Raw genomic sequence first — 19,306 nt, 5'->3', positions numbered from 1 at the left:
CGGGTATAAGCGTCTGCTACACCAGCCCCGCGGGTTGCTTTTCACGCTCTCCGTCAGCCGGCGGTCCCTCGGCGCCGGGCTCCGGAACCGGCCGCCCGGAGCGCCGGATCCGCAGGACGGCGACGGTCCCGGCCGTTCCCACGAGCAGCACCAGTCCGCCGAAGCCCAGGACCAGGGCCGCCGGGAGCGGATCCTCTTCCAGATAGGGTTCCGCAGCCACAGGCACCTGGGGCTCAGGGATGTCCGGCACCGCGGGGCCGGCGGGAGGATCGTCACTTTCCGGGGCAGCCGGCGCTTCCCCGCGCCGGTGAATGCGGATCCACTCCTCAATGGTTCCCAGCGGGTTGCCGGCAACGGCCGGAACATCGGCGTTGACCGCCGCGTTGGCGTCGACGATTCCGTAACCGTAGAGGGTGTCGCGTCCCGGTGCTCCACCATCCTTAGCCGTGGTGATAATGCGGTTAATCACCTGGGCCGCGCTGAGCTCGGGATGCGCCGAGCGGATCAGGGCTGCCACACCGGAGACCAGCGGGGCAGCTGCTGATGTGCCGGACCATTCGGCATAGCGGGACGGGCCGCCCGGGAGGCCTCCCACCAGGTTCTCCGCCGGCGCCGCGACGCCGATGCTGATTCCTTCGGAGGAGGAGTCCCAGCTGGCTTTGCCCTGGCGGTCCAGGCCGGCAACCGTCAGGACCCCGGGAATCGTGGCCGGCGCACCGACCTGGATCATCCCCACCCCGCGGTTGCCTGCGGCGGCCACAATCACGACGTCGTGCTGCTCGGCATAGAGGAACGCGTCATCCCAGCTCTCAGGCCAGGCGGTGGAGGACGATCCCAGGGACATGTTGATGACTTTGGCTCCGTTGTCCACGGCCCAGCGGACCGCGTTGGGGAGCTGAGCGTCAATCGGAACTCCGCCGGGGTTGGAACCGCCGATCCAGGCGGACACCGAAAGCAGCTCCGCCTTCGGAGCGACTCCAATGATGCCGTCAGGTCCGTTACCGGGGCCGTCGTATTTGGCCTTGTCCTTGTCTGCATCTTTGCTGTCGCCGCCTTCGGCAGCGTGTCCGCGGCCGGCGAGCAGCGTGGCAACCAGGGTCCCGTGTTCCGGGTTGACCCCCAGGCCCCTGGCACCGGCCGGATCGCCGGCACCGGACACATCGGTTCCGCCGGTGACTGCGCCGGTAAGGTCCGGGTGGCTGGAGTCGATCCCGGTGTCGATGACAGCAACCTTGACGCCTTCGCCCTGGGTCTTCTTCCAGGCTTCCGTGATCCCGTAGTCGGCCAGCCAGTATTCCCTGTCCCGCCACTCGTCCGCGTGGGCTGCAGCCGGCACGGCAAGCTGGAACATCAGGACGGCCGTCAGGGAGAGGGCTCCCGCACCCGCTGCGCGCTTCACCGCGGCACCGGGGCGGCGCCGCTTCGTTTCCGCGCTCACCGAACCGTGCTCAGGGCGATGCCGTCGAGGATGTCGTGCTCGGACGTCACCGCGGAATCGATGCGTCCGTCGGTCAGTTCCGCCATGCGGTCCACGATGGTCTGCCAGATCAGGGATCCGGTACCGATGACGTCGACGCGGCCGGGGTGCATGTAGGGCAGCCCCGCGCGTTCGCTGCGGGACATCCGCAGGAGTGATTCGGCGGCATGGTCAATCGCGGCCACACTCAGCTCAGTTCCGTGAATGGCCTCGGAGGAGTACTCCGGCAGTTTCAGCGCATGGGCCGTCACGGTGGTGATGGTTCCGGCCACCCCGACCAGGCGGTCGGCGGAAGCGAGCGGAACCGTCTCCAGCACCTGCGCGATCATGTCCAGGATGTCTCCCCGGGCGACTGCGATTTCCGCCTCGGTGGGCGGGTCCGAAACGAGGTGCCGCTCGGTGAACCGCACACAGCCCATGTCGGTGCTCCGCGATGCCAGCACGCCGTCCGAAGTCCCCAGGACAAATTCGGTGGAACCGCCGCCAAGGTCGACGACGAGGGTCTGCATACCGTCGCTGCTGCCCAGCACGCTGGTGGCACCGGCGAAGGAGAGCCCGGCTTCCTCGTCGCCGGAAATGATTTCCGGTTCCACGCCCAGCCGCTGCCGGATGCCTGCCGTGAACTCTTCGCTGTTCTCGGCGTCGCGCGTGGCCGAGGTGGCAACGAAGCGGACCTTTTCGGCCCCGTGTTCACGGATCAGCGCTGCGTACTCATCGGTTGCGGTGAACGTGCGCTCCAGGGCAGCAGGTGAGAGCCTGCCGGTGGCGTCCACGCCCTCCCCCAGCCGGACCACGCGCATCAGGCGCACGACGTCGGTCAGTTCGGTGACGCCGCCGCGCGACACTACGTCCGCGATCAGGAGCCGGATTGAGTTCGTGCCGCAGTCGACTGCGGCCACACGCGTCGTCGGATTATCCATGCTTGGTTCCTGGCCCCCTTGTTCAGCCTCCAGCGCAGCCCGGCGGGCCGCCCGTTTCCGGTCCAGCTCCTGGGCCGACAGACCCTGTGTTTTGGTGTGGCGGCTCAGGTCCCGGGCCGGGGCGGGTCCGTCCGTGGCCCACGCGCCCTCACAATAGCAGCGCTCACGGGTCCACCATTCGGCGATGCCCTCGATGGCTTCGTCCCCCAGCGGGTTCACCCCGGGACCGGCTGCGAGGGAATGGCCCACCAGCACATGGAGGCATTTGACGCGCGTCGGCATACCGCCGGCTGAGACCCCGGCGATTTCCGGGACCGGTCCGGTCCCCGTGCGTTCGCCGATTTCGTCGCGGACCTGCAGATAGGCCTCGTGTGCCTGTTCATAGCGGCGGGCAAGTTCCGGGTCCTGTTCCAGCCGGGCCGTCATTTCCGCCATAACGCCTGCCGCCTCGAGGCGGGAAACGGCTGAGGTGATGACCGGATGGGTCAGGTAGTACGTGGTGGGGAACGGTATGCCGTTGCCCAGCCGGGGCGCGGTGGTGGCGACCAGCGGGTTGCCGCAGACGCAGCGGGCGCCGATTTCGACGACGTCGCGGACCGGCCGTCCGAGCTGCCGGCTCAGAGTCTCCAGGTCTTCCTGGGTCGGTGTGAGCTGATCCTGGATCATGCCGGAAGGTCCTTCCTGGGGGTCCGCTGCGGACCCGGAGTGGTGATGTTTCAATAGTCCAGCGTACTGTGCCGCCGGGGGCCCAGGCGTCCGTTCCCGGTCATCCCAGGCCGGCGGCGGGGCGTTTCCGGGTCAGGGAGCGGCCGCGGATCGGACCACTGAGTCCCAGAGGGCATCCACCCATTCGAGGTCCTGCGGGGCTTCCGAAGCTGCCTGCTCCTCAACTTCCTCGACCCCGTCTTCGCCCTTGACCAGGTACCGGGTTTCGCCGGGCATGACCAGGAAAATCCGTTCCCGTGCCTGCGCCTTGATGTACGCCGGGTCCTCCCAGCGGTTCAGCGTTTCCTGCAGCTGCGCCCCGGTTTGTTCGGCCTCCACGATGTCGGCCTGCAGGGCAGCGATTTCTGACCGCTGCTGCAGGTAGGTGCGGACGGAGGGTGCCAGCAGGACAGTGATGACGACCATAACGATTCCGAGGGCCAGCAGCCGCCCGGAGAAGGACTTCGCCGGGACCGGCCTCAGTGCGGGTTCTGTCCGGGCCGGCCCTGCCGGCCCGGCGGTTCCGGCCGGCACATCCCGGCGGATCTCCCCTGCCAGCTCCTGCCGTGCCGCGGCCCGCGCCGCCGATGCGCTCTCCGGCTTCGCTGTCTTTGCGGGTTTGGGCTGCCGGGGTTTCCGGGCGCGGCCCTCAGCGGCGCCTGCACCGCTCTTGGCTGCCGGAGCACCGCCCTTTGAGGCGGCCGTCCCTGCCTGTGGTGCGGCAGCAGCTGTTCCAGTGCCCGGCGCAGCGGCTGTCCTGCTTTTCTCCGCACCCGGGGTCTTCGGCGCTGCGCGGCGCGGGGCTCCCGCCGGAAGCCCGTCCGCCGCCGGTTTCGGCACCTTGGGTCGTCGGGTGGACATGCTGCTCCTCGTCTGACTGACTCTCGGTTTCTTCGGCGCTGTTTCCCCGTGGAAATGCCGCCGGTGGGCACCCCCATATTCGAGGGTACCCACCGGAAGGTGTGGAACTATGCCGTGAAACGCGGGAAGGCGCTGCGGCCTGCGTAGCGTGCGGCGTCGTCGAGCTCTTCCTCGATGCGCAGCAGCTGGTTGTACTTGGCCACGCGCTCTGAACGGGCCGGGGCACCGGTCTTGATCTGGCCTGCGTTGGTGGCAACGCAGATATCAGCGATCGTGGTGTCTTCGGTTTCGCCGGAGCGGTGCGAGGTGATCGTGGTGAACCCGGCGCGCTGCGCCATGGTGATCGCGTCGAGGGTCTCGGACAGGGTACCGATCTGGTTGACCTTCACCAGCAGCGAGTTGGCGGCGTTTTCCTTGATGCCGGTCTCGAGGCGGGCCGGATTGGTGACAAAGAGGTCGTCGCCAACCAGCTGCACCTTGCTGCCGAGGCTCGCGGTGAGGGCCTTCCAGCCTTCCCAGTCGTTCTCATCCAGCGGATCCTCAATGGAGACCAGCGGGTAGTCGCGGACGAGTTCCTCGTAGTACGCGGACATTTCCGCAGCGCTGCGGTTCTGGCCTTCGAAGACGTACGCGCCGTCCTTGAAGAACTCGGAGGAGGCGACGTCGAGTGCCAGCGCGATGTCCGTGCCCGGGGTGTAGCCGGCGCGGGTGATGGCTTCGAGGATCAGGTCCAGGGCTGCGCGGTTGGAGGGCAGGTTCGGAGCGAAGCCGCCTTCGTCGCCGAGGCCGGTGGAGAGGCCCTTTTCCTTCAGCACGGACTTGAGGTTGTGGTAGACCTCAACGCCCCAGCGCAGGCCCTCCGAGTAGGTTTCGGCGCCCAGGGGAACAATCATGAATTCCTGGATGTCGACGTCGGAGTCGGCGTGGGAGCCGCCGTTGAGGATGTTCATCAGCGGCACGGGCAGGATGTGTGCGTTCGGGCCGCCGAGGTAGCGGTACAGCGGCAGCGCGGCGGATTCGGCAGCGGCACGGGCCACGGCAAGGGAGACACCCAGGATGGCGTTGGCGCCAAGGCCGGACTTGTTCTCCGTGCCGTCCAGGTCAATCATGGCCTGGTCAATGGCGCGCTGGTCGGCGGCATCGAAGCCCAGCAGGGCGGGCTGGATCTGGTCGATGACGGCTTCAACGGCCTGGAGTACACCCTTGCCCTGGTAGCGGTCCTTTTCGCCGTCGCGGCGTTCGTTGGCTTCGAAGGCGCCGGTGGAAGCGCCGGAGGGAACCGCGGCGCGGCCAAAGGTGTCGTCGTCGAGCAGGACCTCGACCTCGACGGTCGGGTTGCCCCGCGAGTCAAGGATTTCACGGGCGTGGATGGCATCAATGATGGCCATGGGAATGCTCCTGTTCGTTGGAACTTGGAATGGAAACTACAGCCAGGCCTGAAACGGGAGCCGCGCTGCCTGATCCAAGCCTAGTGGAATCCCGTCCGGTAGTAAGGACCGGGCGGGTCAATCGGTAATGGGAGGCGCGGCGGCCGTAAAACGGCGGACGGCAGCCCGCAGGGCCGCCTCCGGGTCGATGCCGCGTTCGGTTGCCTGCCGCACCGTCTCAAACAGCAGGTCGCCGAGCTCCTTTTCGTTGTCCCAGCCGGGCACGGCAGCGCCGGGTGCGGCCCCGGAACCGGCTTCCGCAGCGGGAACACCGATGCCGGCCCGCCGGGCGCGGTTCTGGGTTTTCGCGGCCAGGGCCAAAGCCGGAAGGGACACGGGGATGCCTTCGAAGGCACTGCTGCGCCGGGGTTTTTCCAGCTTCTTGGCGGCGTCCCAGGCCCGTTCGATTTCGGCGGGATCGCCGGTGGTGGAGTCCGCGGGTGTTCCGTCCGGATTAAAGACGTGCGGGTTGCGGCGGACCATTTTCGCGGTCAGGCCTTCGACCACGTCAAGGATGGAGAAGTTCCCGGCCTCCTCCTGCAGCCTGGCGTGCAGCAGGACCTGGAACAGCACGTCCCCCAGCTCGCCGCTGAGCTCTGCTGCGTCCTGCGCACCGGTGTGGCCTGTCTCCACCGCTTCGATGACCTCATAGGCTTCCTCGAGCAGATACTCCAGCAGGGACTCATGGGTCAGCGCGCCCGTCCAGGCGCAGCGGTCACGCAGCAGCGCGATGACCTGGGCCAGGCGGATGAAAGCCCGGCCCAGGTCATCGCTGCATGGCTCCTGACTAGCCACGGACGCGGTTGAAACCTTCGGTGATGTATTCGGCCAGGACCGCCCGCTCTTCGAGCGGGAGGAAAGCGGCGTTGGCCGCGTTCATGGTCAGTTCCAGGACATCGTCCAGGTCATAGTCGAAGGTCTGCACCAGGAGGTCGAACTCATCGGTGAGGCTGACGCCGCTCATGAGGCGGTTATCCGTGTTGACGGTGACTACGAAGCCGGTCTGGTAGAGCAGGTCGATCGGGTGGGATTCGATGTCCTCGCCGAAGGATTCCACCGCTCCGGTCTGCAGGTTCGAGGAGGGGCAGAGTTCCAGCGGGATACCGCGGTCCCGCACCCAGGCCGCGACCTCGCCTAGGGTGACCATGCCGACGGAGGTGTCCCCGCCGGCGTCGGGCGCGTCTTCGTCTTCGAAGTCCACTTCAATGTCCTCGGCGATGCGCACGCCGTGGCCCAGGCGCAGCGCCCGGCCGTGGACCAGTGCGTCAACGATGCTCTCCACCCCGGCGGCTTCACCGGCGTGGATGGTTACCGGGAACATCTGCTCGGCCAGGTACGTGAAAGCGTCCTTGAACCGCGAGGGCGGGAAGCCGTCTTCGGCACCGGCGATGTCGAAGCCCACCGCTCCCCGGTCCCGGTGGCGCACGGCCAGCTCGGCGATTTCCAGGCCGCGGTCTCCGTGGCGCATGGCGGTGATCAACTGGCCAACCTGGATCAGGTGGCCGTTCTCCCCGGCCTCAGCGACTCCGGCTTCCAGGCCGGCCTGCACTGCCTCCACGGCGTCATCCAGGCTCAGGCCCCCGCGCAGGTGCTGCTCCGGCGCCCAGCGGATCTCGGCATAAACGACGCCGTCCTCCACCAGGTCTTCAACGAACTCGCGGGCGACGCGGGTGAGACCCTCACGGGTCTGCATCACGGCAATGGTGTGGTCGAACGTCTCCAGGTAGCGCACCAGGGAGCCGGAGTTGGCTGATTCGCGGAACCACTCCCCCAGGGCCACGGGATCCGTGGATGGGAGATTGTGGCCGGCAGCCTCGGCGAGCTCCACGATCGTGGCCGGGCGCAGCCCGCCGTCAAGATGATCGTGCAGGGAGACCTTGGGCAGGACGCGGATGTCGAAGGCGGAAAGGGCAGCGGGATGCGTAATGGGCTCAGTCACACGCCAACTCTACGTGAGCCGCACCACCGCCGGCCGGTGGCTGCCCGGACTTCGCTGGCTGGGATTTTCCTGGCTAGGATTTTTTCTCGGCCGGCTGGGCCGGCTGGACCAGCGCCTCCGGGGTATGCATCGGAGTGGGGCCACGGAGTTTGTTGATGATCCGGTCGATGATCAGGCCGAGGACCAGCGCCACCGCAACGGCGACGACGACGGCGAGCAGGTGGTGTTCCTGGAACCAGGCTCCCGCGAGTGCCCCGATAGCCACCGAATAGGCTGCCCACAGCACCGCGGATAGTCCGGTGAGCGCAACGAACATCCGCCGCGGATAACGCGTTGCGCCGGCGGTCAGGTTCACCACCACACGTCCAACCGGAATAAAGCGGGCGATCAGGATCAGTGACACTGCGCGTTTGTCCAGTTCCTTGCGCGCCCAGACGAAGCCGCGCTGCATGCGCGGGCCGCGCATCCAGCGGAACCGGTCGGTCCGCAGTGTCCGGCCCAGGGCATAGGCGATGTTGTCGCCGATGAAAGCTCCAGCGGCCGCGGCCAGGAGAATCAGCCAGAAGTTGGGGCCGGATGCCGTGAAGATCAGGGCGGAGAGTCCCACCACCAGTGATTCACTGGGAATCGGCGGAAAGAATCCGTCCAGCAGGCAACAGGCAAAGAGCACCAGGTAAACCCAGGGAGCCCCTGAGTAAGCCAGGACGAAGCTGTTGATGTTGTCCATTACGGCGTCTAGCACGTCCAATGGGCGGCACTCCTCGAATCGGTATCTGTACCTACAACGATGCCATCTTAGAAAGAGTGCCCGGTATCGGGCATCACCCCCGTAACACCCTGAACCTTCCCAGGGGTTAACCCTGACCGGCCCGGTGCTGCGGAGCAGAAGCAGAATGGCTCAGCCCGCCCCGTCCTGGCGCACAGAAGGACCGCAGGCCGGTGACCTGCGGTCCTTCGCACGCCACGGCGGTCAGCTGATGCGGTCGATGATCAGCGGCGGGGCCGCCACCGGGCCCGGGGACACAGTGACGGCGTCCGCGAGGGCCTCCCGCGCACGCTCGAACTTCTCCGGGGTGTCGGTCAGCAGCGTCATCAGCGGGCTGCCGGCCTTGACCGTGTCTCCGGGCTTGGCATGCAGCCGGACACCGGCTCCGGCCTGCACGGCATCTTCCTTCCGCGCCCTTCCGGCGCCAAGCCGCCAGGCGGCAACGCCAACGGCCAGGGCATCGAGTTCGGTCAGCACGCCGTCAGCCGGCGCCAGGATCGTCTCCGATTCCCGCGCCACGGGCAGCTGCGCGTCCGGGTCGCCTCCCTGCGCGGAGATCATCCGCCGCCACACGTCCATGGCGCGGCCGTCCCTCAGCGCGGCTTCCGGGTCGGCATCGGGGCGTCCCGCTGCGGTGAGCATTTCCCGGGCCAGAGCCACGGTCAGGTCCACCACGTCGGACGGTCCGCCCCCGGCGAGGACCTCCACGGATTCCTCCACTTCGATGGCGTTTCCGGCGGTCAGACCGAGCGGAGTGGCCATGTTGGTGAGCAACGCCACAGTATTGACCCCGGCATCTTTACCGAGTGTGACCATGGTGCGGGCCAGTTCCCGGGCGTCGTCCACGTTCTTCATAAAGGCGCCCGAACCGACCTTGACGTCCAGGACCAGCGAGCCTGTGCCTTCGGCGATCTTCTTGCTCATGATGGAAGAGGCGATGAGCGGGATCGCTTCCACCGTTCCGGTGACGTCCCGCAGCGCGTAGAGCTTCTTATCAGCGGGCGCCAGCCCGGCACCTGCCGCGCAGATGACGGCGCCGACGTCCGCCAGCTGGGCCATCATCTCCGCGTTGCTCAGGTCTGCACGCCAGCCGGGGATGGCTTCAAGCTTGTCCAGGGTGCCCCCGGTGTGGCCGAGGCCGCGGCCGGAAAGCTGCGGCACGGCAACTCCGAAAACGGCAACCAGGGGTGCCAGCGGAAGGGTGATTTTGTCCCCCACTCCCCCGGTGGAGTGCTTGTCCGATGTCGGCTTGCCGAGGGCGGAAAAGTCCATCCGCTCCCCGGAGGCGATCATGGCCGCCGTCCACCGGGAGATTTCCTCCCGGTTCATGCCGTTAAGCAGGATCGCCATGTTCAGGGCCGCCATCTGCTCGTCGGCAATCGCTCCCCGGGTGTAGGCGTCGATCGTCCAGTCAATCTGCTCGGGCGTGAGTGTGCCGCGGTCCCGCTTGGTTCGGATGATGTCAACGGTGTCGAACTGCTCGGAGCTCATTGTTTGTTGTCCCCTTCCAGGTGCTGGGGGCCGAAGGCGTCCGGCAGCACCTCGTCCATCGTCTTGATCCCACTGACGGTCAGCAGCTTCATGCCCGGTGCCCGGAATTCGTACAGCAGCTGGCGGCAGCGGCCGCACGGCATCAGGGTCTGCCCTTCTCCGTCAACGCAGGTGAAGGCCAGCAGGCGTCCGCCGCCAGTCATCTGCAGCTGGCTGATCATGGAGCATTCGGCACACAGGGTCAGGCCGTAGGACGCGTTTTCGATATTGCAGCCCGAAACGATCCGTCCGTCATCGGTCAGCGCTGCGGCGCCCACCGGGAACCGGGAGTACGGGACGTAAGCGTGGGCCATGGCGCCGCGGGCTGCGTCCTGCAGCACCTCCCAGTCAATCTCCGGTTCCGCATTCTCCGGTTCCGTCCCGCCGCTGGCGGCCGCTGGATTCTGGTGATTCCCTTGCATGGTTTCCTGCCGCCTAACCCTTGATGTATGGAATGCCGCTGGCAGCCGGGGCACGTGATTTACCCACCACACCGGCGACGGCGAAGATGGTCACCACGTAGGGCAGCATGGCCAGGAACTGGTTCGGGACGGGGGTGCCGAGCAGGCTCAGCACCGACTGCAGGTTCGACGCGAAGCCGAAGAGCAGGGCGGCGAAGAGGGCTCCGATCGGGTTCCAGCGGCCCAGGATAAGGGCTGCCAGGGCGATGTACCCCTGACCCGAGGTCATGTCCCGGTTGAAGGAGGACACCGAAACCAGCGTGAAGAAGGCTCCGCCCACGCCGGCCACCGAGCCGGCCAGCAGCACGTTGTAGAAGCGGGTGCGGTTGACGTTCACGCCCAGAGTGTCGGCGGCCTTGGGATGCTCGCCCACGGCCCGGGTGCGCAGTCCCCACTTGGTGTGGAAGAGGCCGAAGTAGATCGCTGCCACGGCCACGTACATCAGGTAGCCGATCACGGACTGGTCAAAGAGGATCGGGCCGATGATCGGGATGTCTTCCAGCAGCGGGATCGGGATCTTATCCAGCCGCGGCGGGGAGTTCCAGGTCTCCGGGTCGGCGCTGAGCACCGTGGAGAAAAGGAACCCGGTCAGGCCGGAGACCAGCACGTTCAGGACGACGCCGACGATCACCTGGTTCACGATGTACTTGATGCTGAACACTGCCAGCACCAGGGAGACCAGGACACCGGCGATGGCGGCGGCGAAAAGGCCCACGAAAGCGTTGCCGGAGAGGGAACCCGCGACGGCGGCGGCAAAGGCACCAAAGAGCAGCTGGCCCTCAATGGCGATGTTCACAACACCGGAACGTTCGCAGAGCACCCCGGAGAGGGAACCGAAGATCAGCGGGAACGCCAGTGTGAAGGATCCTGCGAGCAGGCCGTAGAGCGCCACGCTGGGACTGCGGGCGCTGCCGACGGACCAGGTCAGGAAGGCGGCGATGAAGAACACCGCGAATACGGCGATCAACCAGCCCGGCACGGGCTGGTAACGGCTTACCAGGAAGGCGGCATACGCTGCGGAAGCCAGCAGTACCACCGAGGAGATCCAGCCGACCGCCATGGCCGAAGCCACGATATTCGGCAGCTGGATGGCGGCGTCGTCCTCGGTGAGCCTGAACGTCACCTCACTGGCCGGCGCGCCCAGCCCAAAAATGAGGAAGGCCAGGATCGCCAGGCACCCCAACAGGATCGGAGTCTTCCAGCTGCGGATGGCCTGGACGGCGGCAGGCTGCCCGGCGGAAGCAAGGGTGGTTGCGGTGCTCATGCTGCTCCTCCGGCTGCTGCGTTGGTGGTGGTGCGCTTGCCCGATGTTTTGAAGGCACCTGGCGGTGGAATCCTAAAGATGGACCGGACCAGCGGAGGTGCGGCGATGAACAGGACGATCAGCGACTGGACCACCAGGACAATGTCGATACTGGTTCCGGTGCTGGTCTGCATGGTGACGCCTCCGGCGCGGAAGGCTCCGAACAGCAGGCCCGCGGCAAAGGTCCCCCACGGTGAGGAGCGGCCGAGCAGGGCGACGGTAATGGCGTCGAAACCGAAGCTGGCGGCCACACCGGAGGTGAGTACCTTCTCCGTGCCGGAGACCTGCGCGACGCCGGCCAGACCCGCAAGGGCGCCGGCGATCAGCATAACGATCACGTAGCCCTTGGTGGTGCTGATGCCGGCGTTGCGTGCGGCAGCAGGGTTGGCGCCTACGGCGCGCAGTTCGAAGCCGACGGTGGAGCGGTTAAGCAGCCACCAGATGAACACCGTCGCGGCAATGGCCATGATGAAACCCCAGTGCAGACGGAATCCCTCACCGAGCAGTGGCGGGAACATCGCGGTGCTGTCCAGCTGGGGGCTGATGGGGTTGGTGGAGCCCGGGCGCTGGAAGCCCGGTGTGGTGAGCAGGAAGAGCACCAGTTGGATAGCAATGTAGTTGAGCATGATGGTCACAATGACCTCGTGCGCACCGGTTCGGGCTTTCAGGAGCCCGGCGATCCCGCCCCAAAGGGCGCCGCCGACGGCTCCTGCGATCACCACAACCAGCAGGTGCAGCCCCACCGGCAGGTGCCAGCTGAAACCGACCCAGGCCGCCAGGGTGGCACCGATGATGATCTGGCCCTGGGCACCAATGTTGAACATCCCGGCCCGGAAGGCCAGGGCGACTCCGAGGCCGGCGCAGATCAGCGGCGTCGCGACGGTCAGGGTCTGGGTCAGCGGATAGATCATCCGGGAGAAGCTGTCGGCCTCGAAGTTGAAGACCGATCCCTGGAAGAGGGCGATGTAGGCTCCCGAAGCCGCCGACCAGGCAGCCCCCAGCAGGTCTGTTGGGCGGCTGAAGAAGTAGCCCGCGGAGTTGGCCACGGCTTCGTCGGTGACGGCAATGAGCAGGCCGCCGAGGATCAGTGCCATCAGGACGGCCAGAACGGAGACCAGCGCATTGCCGGTGACTATGCGGTGCAGGACCGATTCGTTGCCGCCCTCGGGGCGGAGCTCGGAACCGGAGACCGGTACGGCGGGCGGCGGAAGCGCCCCGCCGGCCGTTTCCGCGGCGGTCAGCAGCCGCGTGTCTTCAGCGGCCGCCACATCCTTGCTGCGGGCATCCTCTGATTTGCTGCCTTTTTCCTCCGGGCTCACTGTGTCCCTTCCTCAGTCTCACGGTCGTGCGAAAGTGCTTCATCGGCGCCCATCCCGGCCATCATCAGGCCAAGGACACCGCGCGGGGTGTTGCCGGGGACAATCCCCATGAGCCTGCCGCCGTAGAGGACGGCAATCCGGTCAGCCAGCTCCAGGACCTCATCCAGTTCGGTGGACACGATCAGGACGGGTGTGCCGCCGTCGCGTTCCGCAACGATCCGCTTGTGCAGGAACTCAATGGAGCCGACGTCGACGCCGCGGGTTGGCTGGGACGCGATGAACAGTGAGAGCGGCCGCGAAAGTTCGCGGGCCATCACGACTTTCTGCTGGTTGCCGCCGGAAAGGGTTCCCGCTGCCGACTCCGCCGACTGCGTGCGGATGTCGAACTCCTTGATCTTCTCGGCGGCGTTGGCGGCAACAACTGCGGGGCGCATGGACAGCCCACGCGCGAACGGTGCCTTCTTGTAGCGGTTCAGGATCAGGTTTTCCGCCACCGAGAAGGGTCCGACGAGCCCGTCAACGCTGCGGTCCTCGGGCACGAAGCCCACACCGGCGTCGATGATCTGGTCAGCGCGCCGGCCAACGAGTTCTTTGCCGTCGAGCTGGATGGAGCCGCTTACGTGGTCCTGCAGGCCCATCACGGCTTCGGTGAGTTCGGTCTGCCCGTTGCCCTGGACACCGGCGACGGCGAGGATCTCACCCTTGGCGATCTCGAAGCTCACGTGGTCCACCATGGCCTGGCCGGAGTCTGAAAGCACCACCAGGTCCCGGACCTGGAAGGTGGCTGCACCGGGTTCGGCCGGGGCCTTTTCCAGGGTCAGGCTGACGGAGCGGCCCACCATCATGGCAGCCAGTTCCGAGGTGCTGGCGCTGGGCGGAGCGTCGCCTACCACCTGGCCGCGGCGGATCACAGTGATCACGTCAGAGACGGCCTTCACCTCGCGCAGCTTGTGGGAGATGAAGACAACGGACTTTCCGTCCTCGGTCAGCTGGCGCATGATGGCGAGCAGCTCATCCGTCTCGCGCGGGGTGAGGACGGCGGTGGGCTCGTCCAGGATCAGGACTTCCGCGTCCCGGATCAGGGCCTTGATAATTTCCACCCGCTGCTGCACACCCACCGGCAGGTCTTCAACGACTGCTTCGGGATCGACGTCGAACCCGTACTGGTCGGAGATCTGCCGGATCCGGGCCTTGGTGGTTTCCAGGTTCAGGGTGCCGGCGAATTTGGTGCTCTCATGTCCCAGCGCCACGTTTTCCGCAACGGTGAAGACGGGCACCAGCATAAAGTGCTGGTGGACCATGCCGATTCCTGCGGCCATGGCATCACCGGGGCCGGAGAAGACCACCGGCTTGTCGTTGACCAGGATTTCACCCTCGGTGGGTTCATAGAGGCCGTAAAGGACGTTCATCAGCGTCGATTTGCCGGCACCGTTCTCGCCCAGCAGGCTGTGCACCTGCCCGGGCTCGATCACCAGGTCTATGTGGTCGTTGGCCACCAGCGTGCCGAAGCGCTTGGTAATGCCCTTAAGTTCGAGTTTCACAACCCCAACCAATCTGTTTGAGTCTGAGTGTTTGGGTTCCCGGGAGGAAGACTACCGGGACCAGAACAAACCGCCGCCCGCCCCGCTGCGGTGCAGCCGGGGCGGACGGCGGTTGAGTTCACTGCATGCCCGTATTACTTGGGGCTGGCGGCGGAATCCACGGTGATTTCACCGGAGATGATCTTGGCCTTGATTTCGTCCACTGCGGTCTTCACGTCCGCAGGTACAGCGCTTTCCTGGTCATGGAACGGAGCCAGTGCGACGCCGCCGTTCTCCAGGGTTCCGACGTACGGGGTGGCGTCGAAGTTGCCGTCGACGTCAGAGGAGATGACGGTTTCCACCGCGTCGCCCATCAGCTTCATAACCGAGGTGAGGATGTATTCCTGGCCGGTGCCCGCGGTCTCGAAACCGTCGGAGTCGACCCAGACCACCTTGTTGCTGCCGCCGTTGGCGTTCGCTTCAACGACCGCGTCCAGAGTGCCGGTTCCGACCGGTCCGGCCACGGGCATGATGATGTCCGCACCCTCATTGAGGAAGTTCTGCGTGGTGGTCTTACCGGCACCGGTGTCGGTGAAGTTGCCGATGAAGGAACCGGTCTGGTCTGCCTTGTTCCAGCCGAGCAGTTCAACGTTGGCGCTGTTCTGCTCGTTGTAGTACTCAACACCGTCCGCGAAGCCATCCATGAAGATGGTGACGGTGGGGATGTTGATGCCGCCGTAGGTGGCCACCTTGCCGGTTTCGGAGGTGCCGGCAGCTACGTAGCCTGCCAGGAAGGCAGCCTGCGCCGTGTCATAGATGATCGGCTTGACGTTATCCAGTTCGATGCTGTTGTCATCGACGATCGCAAAGTTGCTCTCGGGGTTCGCGGTAGCAACTTCCTTCGTGGCGTCTGCCAGGAGGAAGCCAACGGTGACGGTGATGTCGCAGCCGTTCTGGACCACCATGGAGTCCAGGTTCGGCAGGAAGTCGGTCTCGGACTGGGACTCGGCAGTCTTGATCTGAATGCCGAGGTCCTTCTCCGCGGCCTGCAGGCCCTCGAAGCTGGACTGGTTGAACGAGCGGTCATCGAACCCGCCGGAGTCCGAAACCATGCACGCCAGGAAATCGCTGCTGGCGCTGCTGCCGCTGCTGGCTGTGTCCGAGGCAGCGTCTTCCTCGGGAGCGGCGCCGCAGCCGGCCAGCAGAAGCGCCGAAGCGCCCAGCATGGCGGCGGAAATACCGGCATTGCGCTTTATGCTGCGCGGAAAATTCTTCAATGTTCCTCCAGAAAAGAAAAGGGGTCCACCCGTTGGAGTCTGCAGCACGGCCATCCGGTTGAACGGCCTCGCGCGCAGGCGCGTGTGGTGCGCGCCCCTTACCTCAGCGGAGCGCAGCAGACCCAACCATAGTGGCATGTGGCGCAAACCACCTACGATCTGGGGGCGCTGAAGAACATCGTTTGTATGTTGTTATCAATGCTGCGGTGCCAGCCGCTCCGGTTGGGGGCCCGGCGGAGCCGGTTGGACTAGTGGCGCAGCCCGCGTGCCGCCCGGACCGCAGCCGCCGCCATCACCGAAACGCCGCAGCTGATGGAGAGCTCATCGGGGTTGTAGTCCCCCCGGTGCAGGTCGTAGGTTTCGCCTCCGGGCGTGCGGGTTCCCAGCCGCATCATGGCACCGGGAACGGCCTGGGTCATCCAGGCGAAGTCCTCCCCGCCCATGGACTGCGGCGTGAGCACTACGGAGTCTTCACCCAGTTCGGCCCGAGCGGAGGCTTCGATGAGCCCGGTCTCAGTCTCGGAGTTGATCACCGGCGGAACGCCGCGGGTGTGCTCAAGCGCCACCTCCACCCCGTAGGGTGCCGCGACTTCCCGGACGACGTCGTCAAGCAGCTTGCCCGCCGCGTACCAGGCCTCGGCGTCGAGGCAGCGCATGGTTCCGGCGAGAAAACCGTGCCCCGGAATCGCGTTGGGTGCTGACCCGGCGTGGATCTGGCCCCAGACCACGGAAACGCCGCTGCGCACATCGATCCGGCGGGACAGGACAGCGGGAACGCTGACCGCAATCTGCCCCAGGGCGAACACCAGGTCTTCGGTCAGGTGCGGACGGGAGGTATGGCCGCCGCGTCCGGAGAGTTCAATCCGGATGGTGTCGGACGCCGAGGTGATGGCACCGATGCGGGTGCCCACCTGCCCGACGTCGACCCGCGGGTCGCAGTGCAGCGCCAGAATCCGGGGCACACCTTCGAGGATGCCCTGTTCGATGACGGAAAGGGCACCGCCGGGCATCACCTCTTCGGCCGGCTGGAAGATGACGCGGATGCGGCCGCCGAGGCTGCCTTCCGCATCCAGTCGGGCAAGCACCTTGGCCGCGCCCAGCATTACCGTCGTGTGGATGTCATGCCCGCATGCGTGGGTGATCCCGGTGTTGACGGACGCGTAGGGCAGACCCGTCTCCTCGAGCACGGGAAGCGCATCAATGTCCGCGCGCAGGCCGAGCTGGATGGGGCCGTCGCCGATGTCAACGTAGGCGCCGGTGCCGGAGAGCCGCTTCGGCTGCAGGCCGGCGGCCTCCAGGGCTTCGATAATCCGGTCGGTGGTGCGGAATTCCTTGTGCGAGAGTTCCGGATGGGAGTGGAGGTCCCGCCGGAAATCGATCAACTCACCCAGGATCGGAGCAACACTGCCCCTGATTGATGGTACGGGCGAGTTACTCAGCGAGGTTGTCTGCACATGTTCAAGGTTAGCCAACCTGCGCTGGCTTGCGGGAACCAGTTGGCTTTAAGACTTCACGAACGCTCATAACACCGCGGGCCGAAGCCCCTGCGGCCTACAGTACGTCCGTGTCGCCGCTGGCCTTGAGGTGCTCCACGGCCTTCTTCACGGCCTGGGCATGATCCTTGGTGGTCACCAGCAGGGCATCAGGTGTGTCAACAATAACGACGTCCTCGATGCCGATGAGGGCGATCACCCGCTTGGTGTCGGAGACAACGATTCCCGAGGCATCCTCGGAGTAGACGCGGGCACCCTCACCCATGACGGTCAGCTCCGAGTTCTGCTCGGCCGGGTTCAGCCGGCCGATCGCAGCGAAGTCACCAACGTCGTCCCAGCTGAAAATCCCGGGAATCATTGCCACGTCACCGGCGGCGGCGGCCGGTTCGGCTACCGCGTAGTCAATGGCGATCTTGGGCAGCGTGGGCCAGACCCGGAGGACCACTTCGCGGCGGCTCGGCGTGTCCCAGGCCGCGGCGATCTCCATGATCCCGGCGTGGAGCTCGGGTTCATTCGCCTGCAGGTGCTTGAGCATCAGTGCCACCGGAGCAACGAACATTCCTGCGTTCCAGCTGTAGTTGCCGCTGCGCAGGTAGGAGCGGGCCGTGTCTTCGGAGGGCTTCTCCACGAACTCGACGACGGCGTGGGCGCTGGGAGCGCCAGCAATGTCCAGCGCTTCACCCGCGCGGATGTAGCCAAATCCCGTGGACGGGTGCGTGGGATGGATGCCGATGGTCACGATGTAGCCCTGGGCGGCGGTGTGGATGGCCTCGCGGACTGTCTCCTGGAAGACCTCGACCGGGGTGATGACCTGGTCCGCGGCGAAGGACCCCATGATGATGGACGGGTCGCGCTGGTACAGGATGGCTGCTGCCAGCCCGATCGCGGCAGCGGAATCCTTCGGCTCGCTCTCCAGCACCAGGTTCTCCGGCTGGATCTCCGGCAGCTGGGCCAGCACGGCGGCCCGGTGGAGCTGGCCGGTGACAACCATGACCCTGTCTTCACTCAGTTCCGTCAGCCGGTCATAGGTGGCGCGGATCAGGGTGGAGCCCGATCCAGTCAGGTCATGCAGGAACTTCGGAGCCGCAGCCCGCGACAGCGGCCACAGCCTGGTTCCAACGCCGCCAGCCGGAATAACGCCGTAAAAGCGTTTGAAGACGCCGGCGTCCGGAGTGGAACCCGCGTTCACATTTTTCATTTCAGTACTCATCAGTGCCAAGGTTAGCTGAACGTTCCCTCCGGCCTGCTGAAGCCCCGCCTAAGCGGGTACAGGTTGTCCTGGCACAGATGACAGGCAGTGTAAGCCAGGTCACACGATAGGGGAACCTAAATTGATCCCGGCCCTACCGGGACCTAGATTATGCTTGAGCCTATAAGTGCTCTCGCACCGGCGTCATCACTGCGTGGAAGACGCGCTAGCGCCGCTGCGTTGCAGGGAGGAAAATTCAGTGTCGAAGTTACCAGCAGGCACGCTCTACCGCGGCCGCGAAGGCCAGTGGTCCTGGGTTGCCCATCGGATTACTGGCGTGGTGATCTTCTTCTTCCTTTTGGTCCATGTCTTGGATACCTCGTTGGTGCGCGTGTCGCCCGAGGCCTACAACGTGGTCATCGGAGCGTACAAGAACCCCATTATGGGTATCGGTGAGCTCGGCCTGGTCGCCGCCATCGTGTTCCACGCCTTTAACGGCATCCGGGTCATTCTTATCGACTTCTGGAAGAAGGGCCCCAAGTACCAGCGTCAGCTGCTGTGGGGCGTGGTCGGCCTGTGGGCCGTGACCATGATCGGCTTCTCCATTCGCCACATTCCCATCATTCTCGGGGGTCACTAAATCATGAGCACGAATATTGAAGCCCCCCGGGCCGGACGCATCTCCCCCAGGTACACCCGCAGCAAGTCGGGGAAGGGCAACTTCGAGATGTTCGCATGGCTGTTCATGCGCATTTCCGGTGCACTCCTCGTCGTGCTGATCTTCACCCACCTGATCGTGAACCTGGTCCTCGGCGACGGCATCAAGGCCATCGACTTCGGCTTCGTCGCCGGCAAGTGGGCCTCTCCGCTGTGGCAGATCTGGGACCTGGTCATGCTGTGGCTTGCCATGCTCCACGGCACCAACGGTGTCCGCACGATCATCAATGACTACGCAGAGAAGAACTCCACGCGGATGTGGCTCAAGACGGTTCTCTACTCCGCCACCGTGGTCATCATCGTCCTCGGCACCCTGGTGATCTTCACGTTCGATCCGTGCCCGGCCAACGCCACGCTGGACCAGCTGCCGTCCTTCTGCCCGGCCCCGTAGGCCCGGAGCGG

The 19,306-nt window shown here is 65.8% G+C and carries 17 protein-coding genes; 2 read left to right on the top strand and 15 right to left on the bottom strand.

What is annotated here, in order from left to right; all coding sequences use genetic code 11:
- Nucleotides 1-16: 16 nt before the first annotated feature.
- The 15 genes from AL3_RS07560 to AL3_RS07490 form a co-directional block, all read right to left on the bottom strand.
- Nucleotides 17-1,438 carry a S8 family serine peptidase gene (locus AL3_RS07560; protein WP_370665129.1) on the bottom strand — a complete coding sequence of 474 codons (1,422 nt, stop codon included), beginning with the start codon at nt 1,436-1,438 and terminating at the stop codon, nt 17-19.
- A complete protein-coding gene (locus AL3_RS19045; RefSeq protein WP_083521554.1) occupies nt 1,435-3,063 on the bottom strand; it encodes a DUF501 domain-containing protein in 1,629 nt (542 codons plus the stop codon). The genes AL3_RS07560 and AL3_RS19045 overlap by 4 nt, the downstream gene beginning before the upstream one ends.
- Nucleotides 3,064-3,195: 132 nt before the next feature.
- A complete protein-coding gene (locus AL3_RS18920) occupies nt 3,196-3,963 on the bottom strand; it encodes an FtsB family cell division protein (protein ID WP_083521553.1) in 768 nt (255 codons plus the stop codon).
- Between the two features lie 107 nt (nt 3,964-4,070).
- Nucleotides 4,071-5,351: a phosphopyruvate hydratase gene (gene eno / locus AL3_RS07545; protein ID WP_066298809.1), complete on the bottom strand. Its 1,281-nt coding sequence runs from the start codon at nt 5,349-5,351 to the stop codon at nt 4,071-4,073.
- Nucleotides 5,352-5,468: 117 nt separating this feature from the next.
- Nucleotides 5,469-6,185 (bottom strand): MazG nucleotide pyrophosphohydrolase domain-containing protein, encoded by a 717-nt coding sequence (locus tag AL3_RS07540; protein WP_083521552.1) that lies wholly within the window; start codon nt 6,183-6,185, stop codon nt 5,469-5,471.
- Nucleotides 6,178-7,329 (bottom strand): adenosine deaminase, encoded by a 1,152-nt coding sequence (locus AL3_RS07535; RefSeq protein ID WP_066298808.1) that lies wholly within the window; start codon nt 7,327-7,329, stop codon nt 6,178-6,180. Before AL3_RS07535 ends, AL3_RS07540 begins: the two co-directional genes overlap by 8 nt.
- 73 nt (nt 7,330-7,402) lie before the next feature.
- Nucleotides 7,403-8,056 carry a DedA family protein gene (locus tag AL3_RS07530; RefSeq protein ID WP_066298805.1) on the bottom strand — a complete coding sequence of 218 codons (654 nt, stop codon included), beginning with the start codon at nt 8,054-8,056 and terminating at the stop codon, nt 7,403-7,405.
- A 243-nt stretch (nt 8,057-8,299) separates the two neighbouring features.
- Complete coding sequence (locus tag AL3_RS07525; protein WP_066298803.1) at nt 8,300-9,586, bottom strand: thymidine phosphorylase; 1,287 nt, start codon at nt 9,584-9,586, stop codon at nt 8,300-8,302.
- Nucleotides 9,583-10,047, bottom strand: coding sequence for a cytidine deaminase (locus AL3_RS07520; RefSeq protein WP_083521551.1), 465 nt, complete (start codon nt 10,045-10,047; stop codon nt 9,583-9,585). Before AL3_RS07520 ends, AL3_RS07525 begins: the two co-directional genes overlap by 4 nt.
- A 13-nt stretch (nt 10,048-10,060) precedes the next feature.
- Nucleotides 10,061-11,350, bottom strand: a complete 1,290-nt coding sequence (locus AL3_RS07515; protein WP_066298801.1) for an ABC transporter permease — start codon at nt 11,348-11,350, stop codon at nt 10,061-10,063.
- Complete coding sequence (locus AL3_RS07510; protein WP_151724036.1) at nt 11,347-12,657, bottom strand: ABC transporter permease; 1,311 nt, start codon at nt 12,655-12,657, stop codon at nt 11,347-11,349. Before AL3_RS07510 ends, AL3_RS07515 begins: the two co-directional genes overlap by 4 nt.
- A 47-nt stretch (nt 12,658-12,704) precedes the next feature.
- The gene (locus tag AL3_RS07505; RefSeq protein WP_066298797.1) at nt 12,705-14,249 is read right to left on the bottom strand and encodes an ABC transporter ATP-binding protein; all 1,545 of its coding nucleotides are present in this window, start codon (nt 14,247-14,249) and stop codon (nt 12,705-12,707) included.
- A 134-nt stretch (nt 14,250-14,383) separates the two neighbouring features.
- Nucleotides 14,384-15,505, bottom strand: coding sequence for a BMP family lipoprotein (locus AL3_RS07500; protein WP_370665124.1), 1,122 nt, complete (start codon nt 15,503-15,505; stop codon nt 14,384-14,386).
- 248 nt (nt 15,506-15,753) lie between these two features.
- Nucleotides 15,754-16,944 (bottom strand): amidohydrolase, encoded by a 1,191-nt coding sequence (locus AL3_RS07495; RefSeq protein ID WP_370665185.1) that lies wholly within the window; start codon nt 16,942-16,944, stop codon nt 15,754-15,756.
- Between the two features lie 112 nt (nt 16,945-17,056).
- Complete coding sequence (locus AL3_RS07490; protein ID WP_083521549.1) at nt 17,057-18,208, bottom strand: mannose-1-phosphate guanylyltransferase; 1,152 nt, start codon at nt 18,206-18,208, stop codon at nt 17,057-17,059.
- A 238-nt stretch (nt 18,209-18,446) separates the two neighbouring features.
- Between AL3_RS07490 and sdhC the strand changes: the two genes are divergently transcribed.
- Both sdhC and AL3_RS07480 read left to right on the top strand, forming a co-directional pair.
- A complete protein-coding gene (sdhC, locus tag AL3_RS07485; protein WP_066298792.1) occupies nt 18,447-18,827 on the top strand; it encodes a succinate dehydrogenase, cytochrome b556 subunit in 381 nt (126 codons plus the stop codon).
- 3 nt (nt 18,828-18,830) lie between these two features.
- Nucleotides 18,831-19,295, top strand: a complete 465-nt coding sequence (locus AL3_RS07480) for a succinate dehydrogenase hydrophobic membrane anchor subunit (protein WP_066298789.1) — start codon at nt 18,831-18,833, stop codon at nt 19,293-19,295.
- The last annotated feature ends 11 nt before the right edge of the window (nt 19,296-19,306 follow it).

The organism is Arthrobacter luteolus NBRC 107841 (genome assembly GCF_001552075.1).
Taxonomy (GTDB): domain Bacteria; phylum Actinomycetota; class Actinomycetes; order Actinomycetales; family Micrococcaceae; genus Arthrobacter_B; species Arthrobacter_B luteolus.
Note: the sequence above shows the minus strand (reverse complement) of the source record. Positions and strands in the feature narration are given on the sequence as shown.

Coding starts and splice junctions, on each gene's coding strand:
- AL3_RS19045 (WP_083521554.1), bottom strand. CDS start 3,063: ATGATCCAGGATCAGCTCACACCGACCCAGGAAGACCTGGAGACTCTG.
- AL3_RS18920 (WP_083521553.1), bottom strand. CDS start 3,963: ATGTCCACCCGACGACCCAAGGTGCCGAAACCGGCGGCGGACGGGCTT.
- eno (WP_066298809.1), bottom strand. CDS start 5,351: ATGGCCATCATTGATGCCATCCACGCCCGTGAAATCCTTGACTCGCGG.
- AL3_RS07530 (WP_066298805.1), bottom strand. CDS start 8,056: ATGGACAACATCAACAGCTTCGTCCTGGCTTACTCAGGGGCTCCCTGG.
- AL3_RS07525 (WP_066298803.1), bottom strand. CDS start 9,586: ATGAGCTCCGAGCAGTTCGACACCGTTGACATCATCCGAACCAAGCGG.
- AL3_RS07520 (WP_083521551.1), bottom strand. CDS start 10,047: ATGCAAGGGAATCACCAGAATCCAGCGGCCGCCAGCGGCGGGACGGAA.
- AL3_RS07515 (WP_066298801.1), bottom strand. CDS start 11,350: ATGAGCACCGCAACCACCCTTGCTTCCGCCGGGCAGCCTGCCGCCGTC.
- AL3_RS07490 (WP_083521549.1), bottom strand. CDS start 18,208: ATGAGTACTGAAATGAAAAATGTGAACGCGGGTTCCACTCCGGACGCC.
- AL3_RS07480 (WP_066298789.1), top strand. CDS start 18,831: ATGAGCACGAATATTGAAGCCCCCCGGGCCGGACGCATCTCCCCCAGG.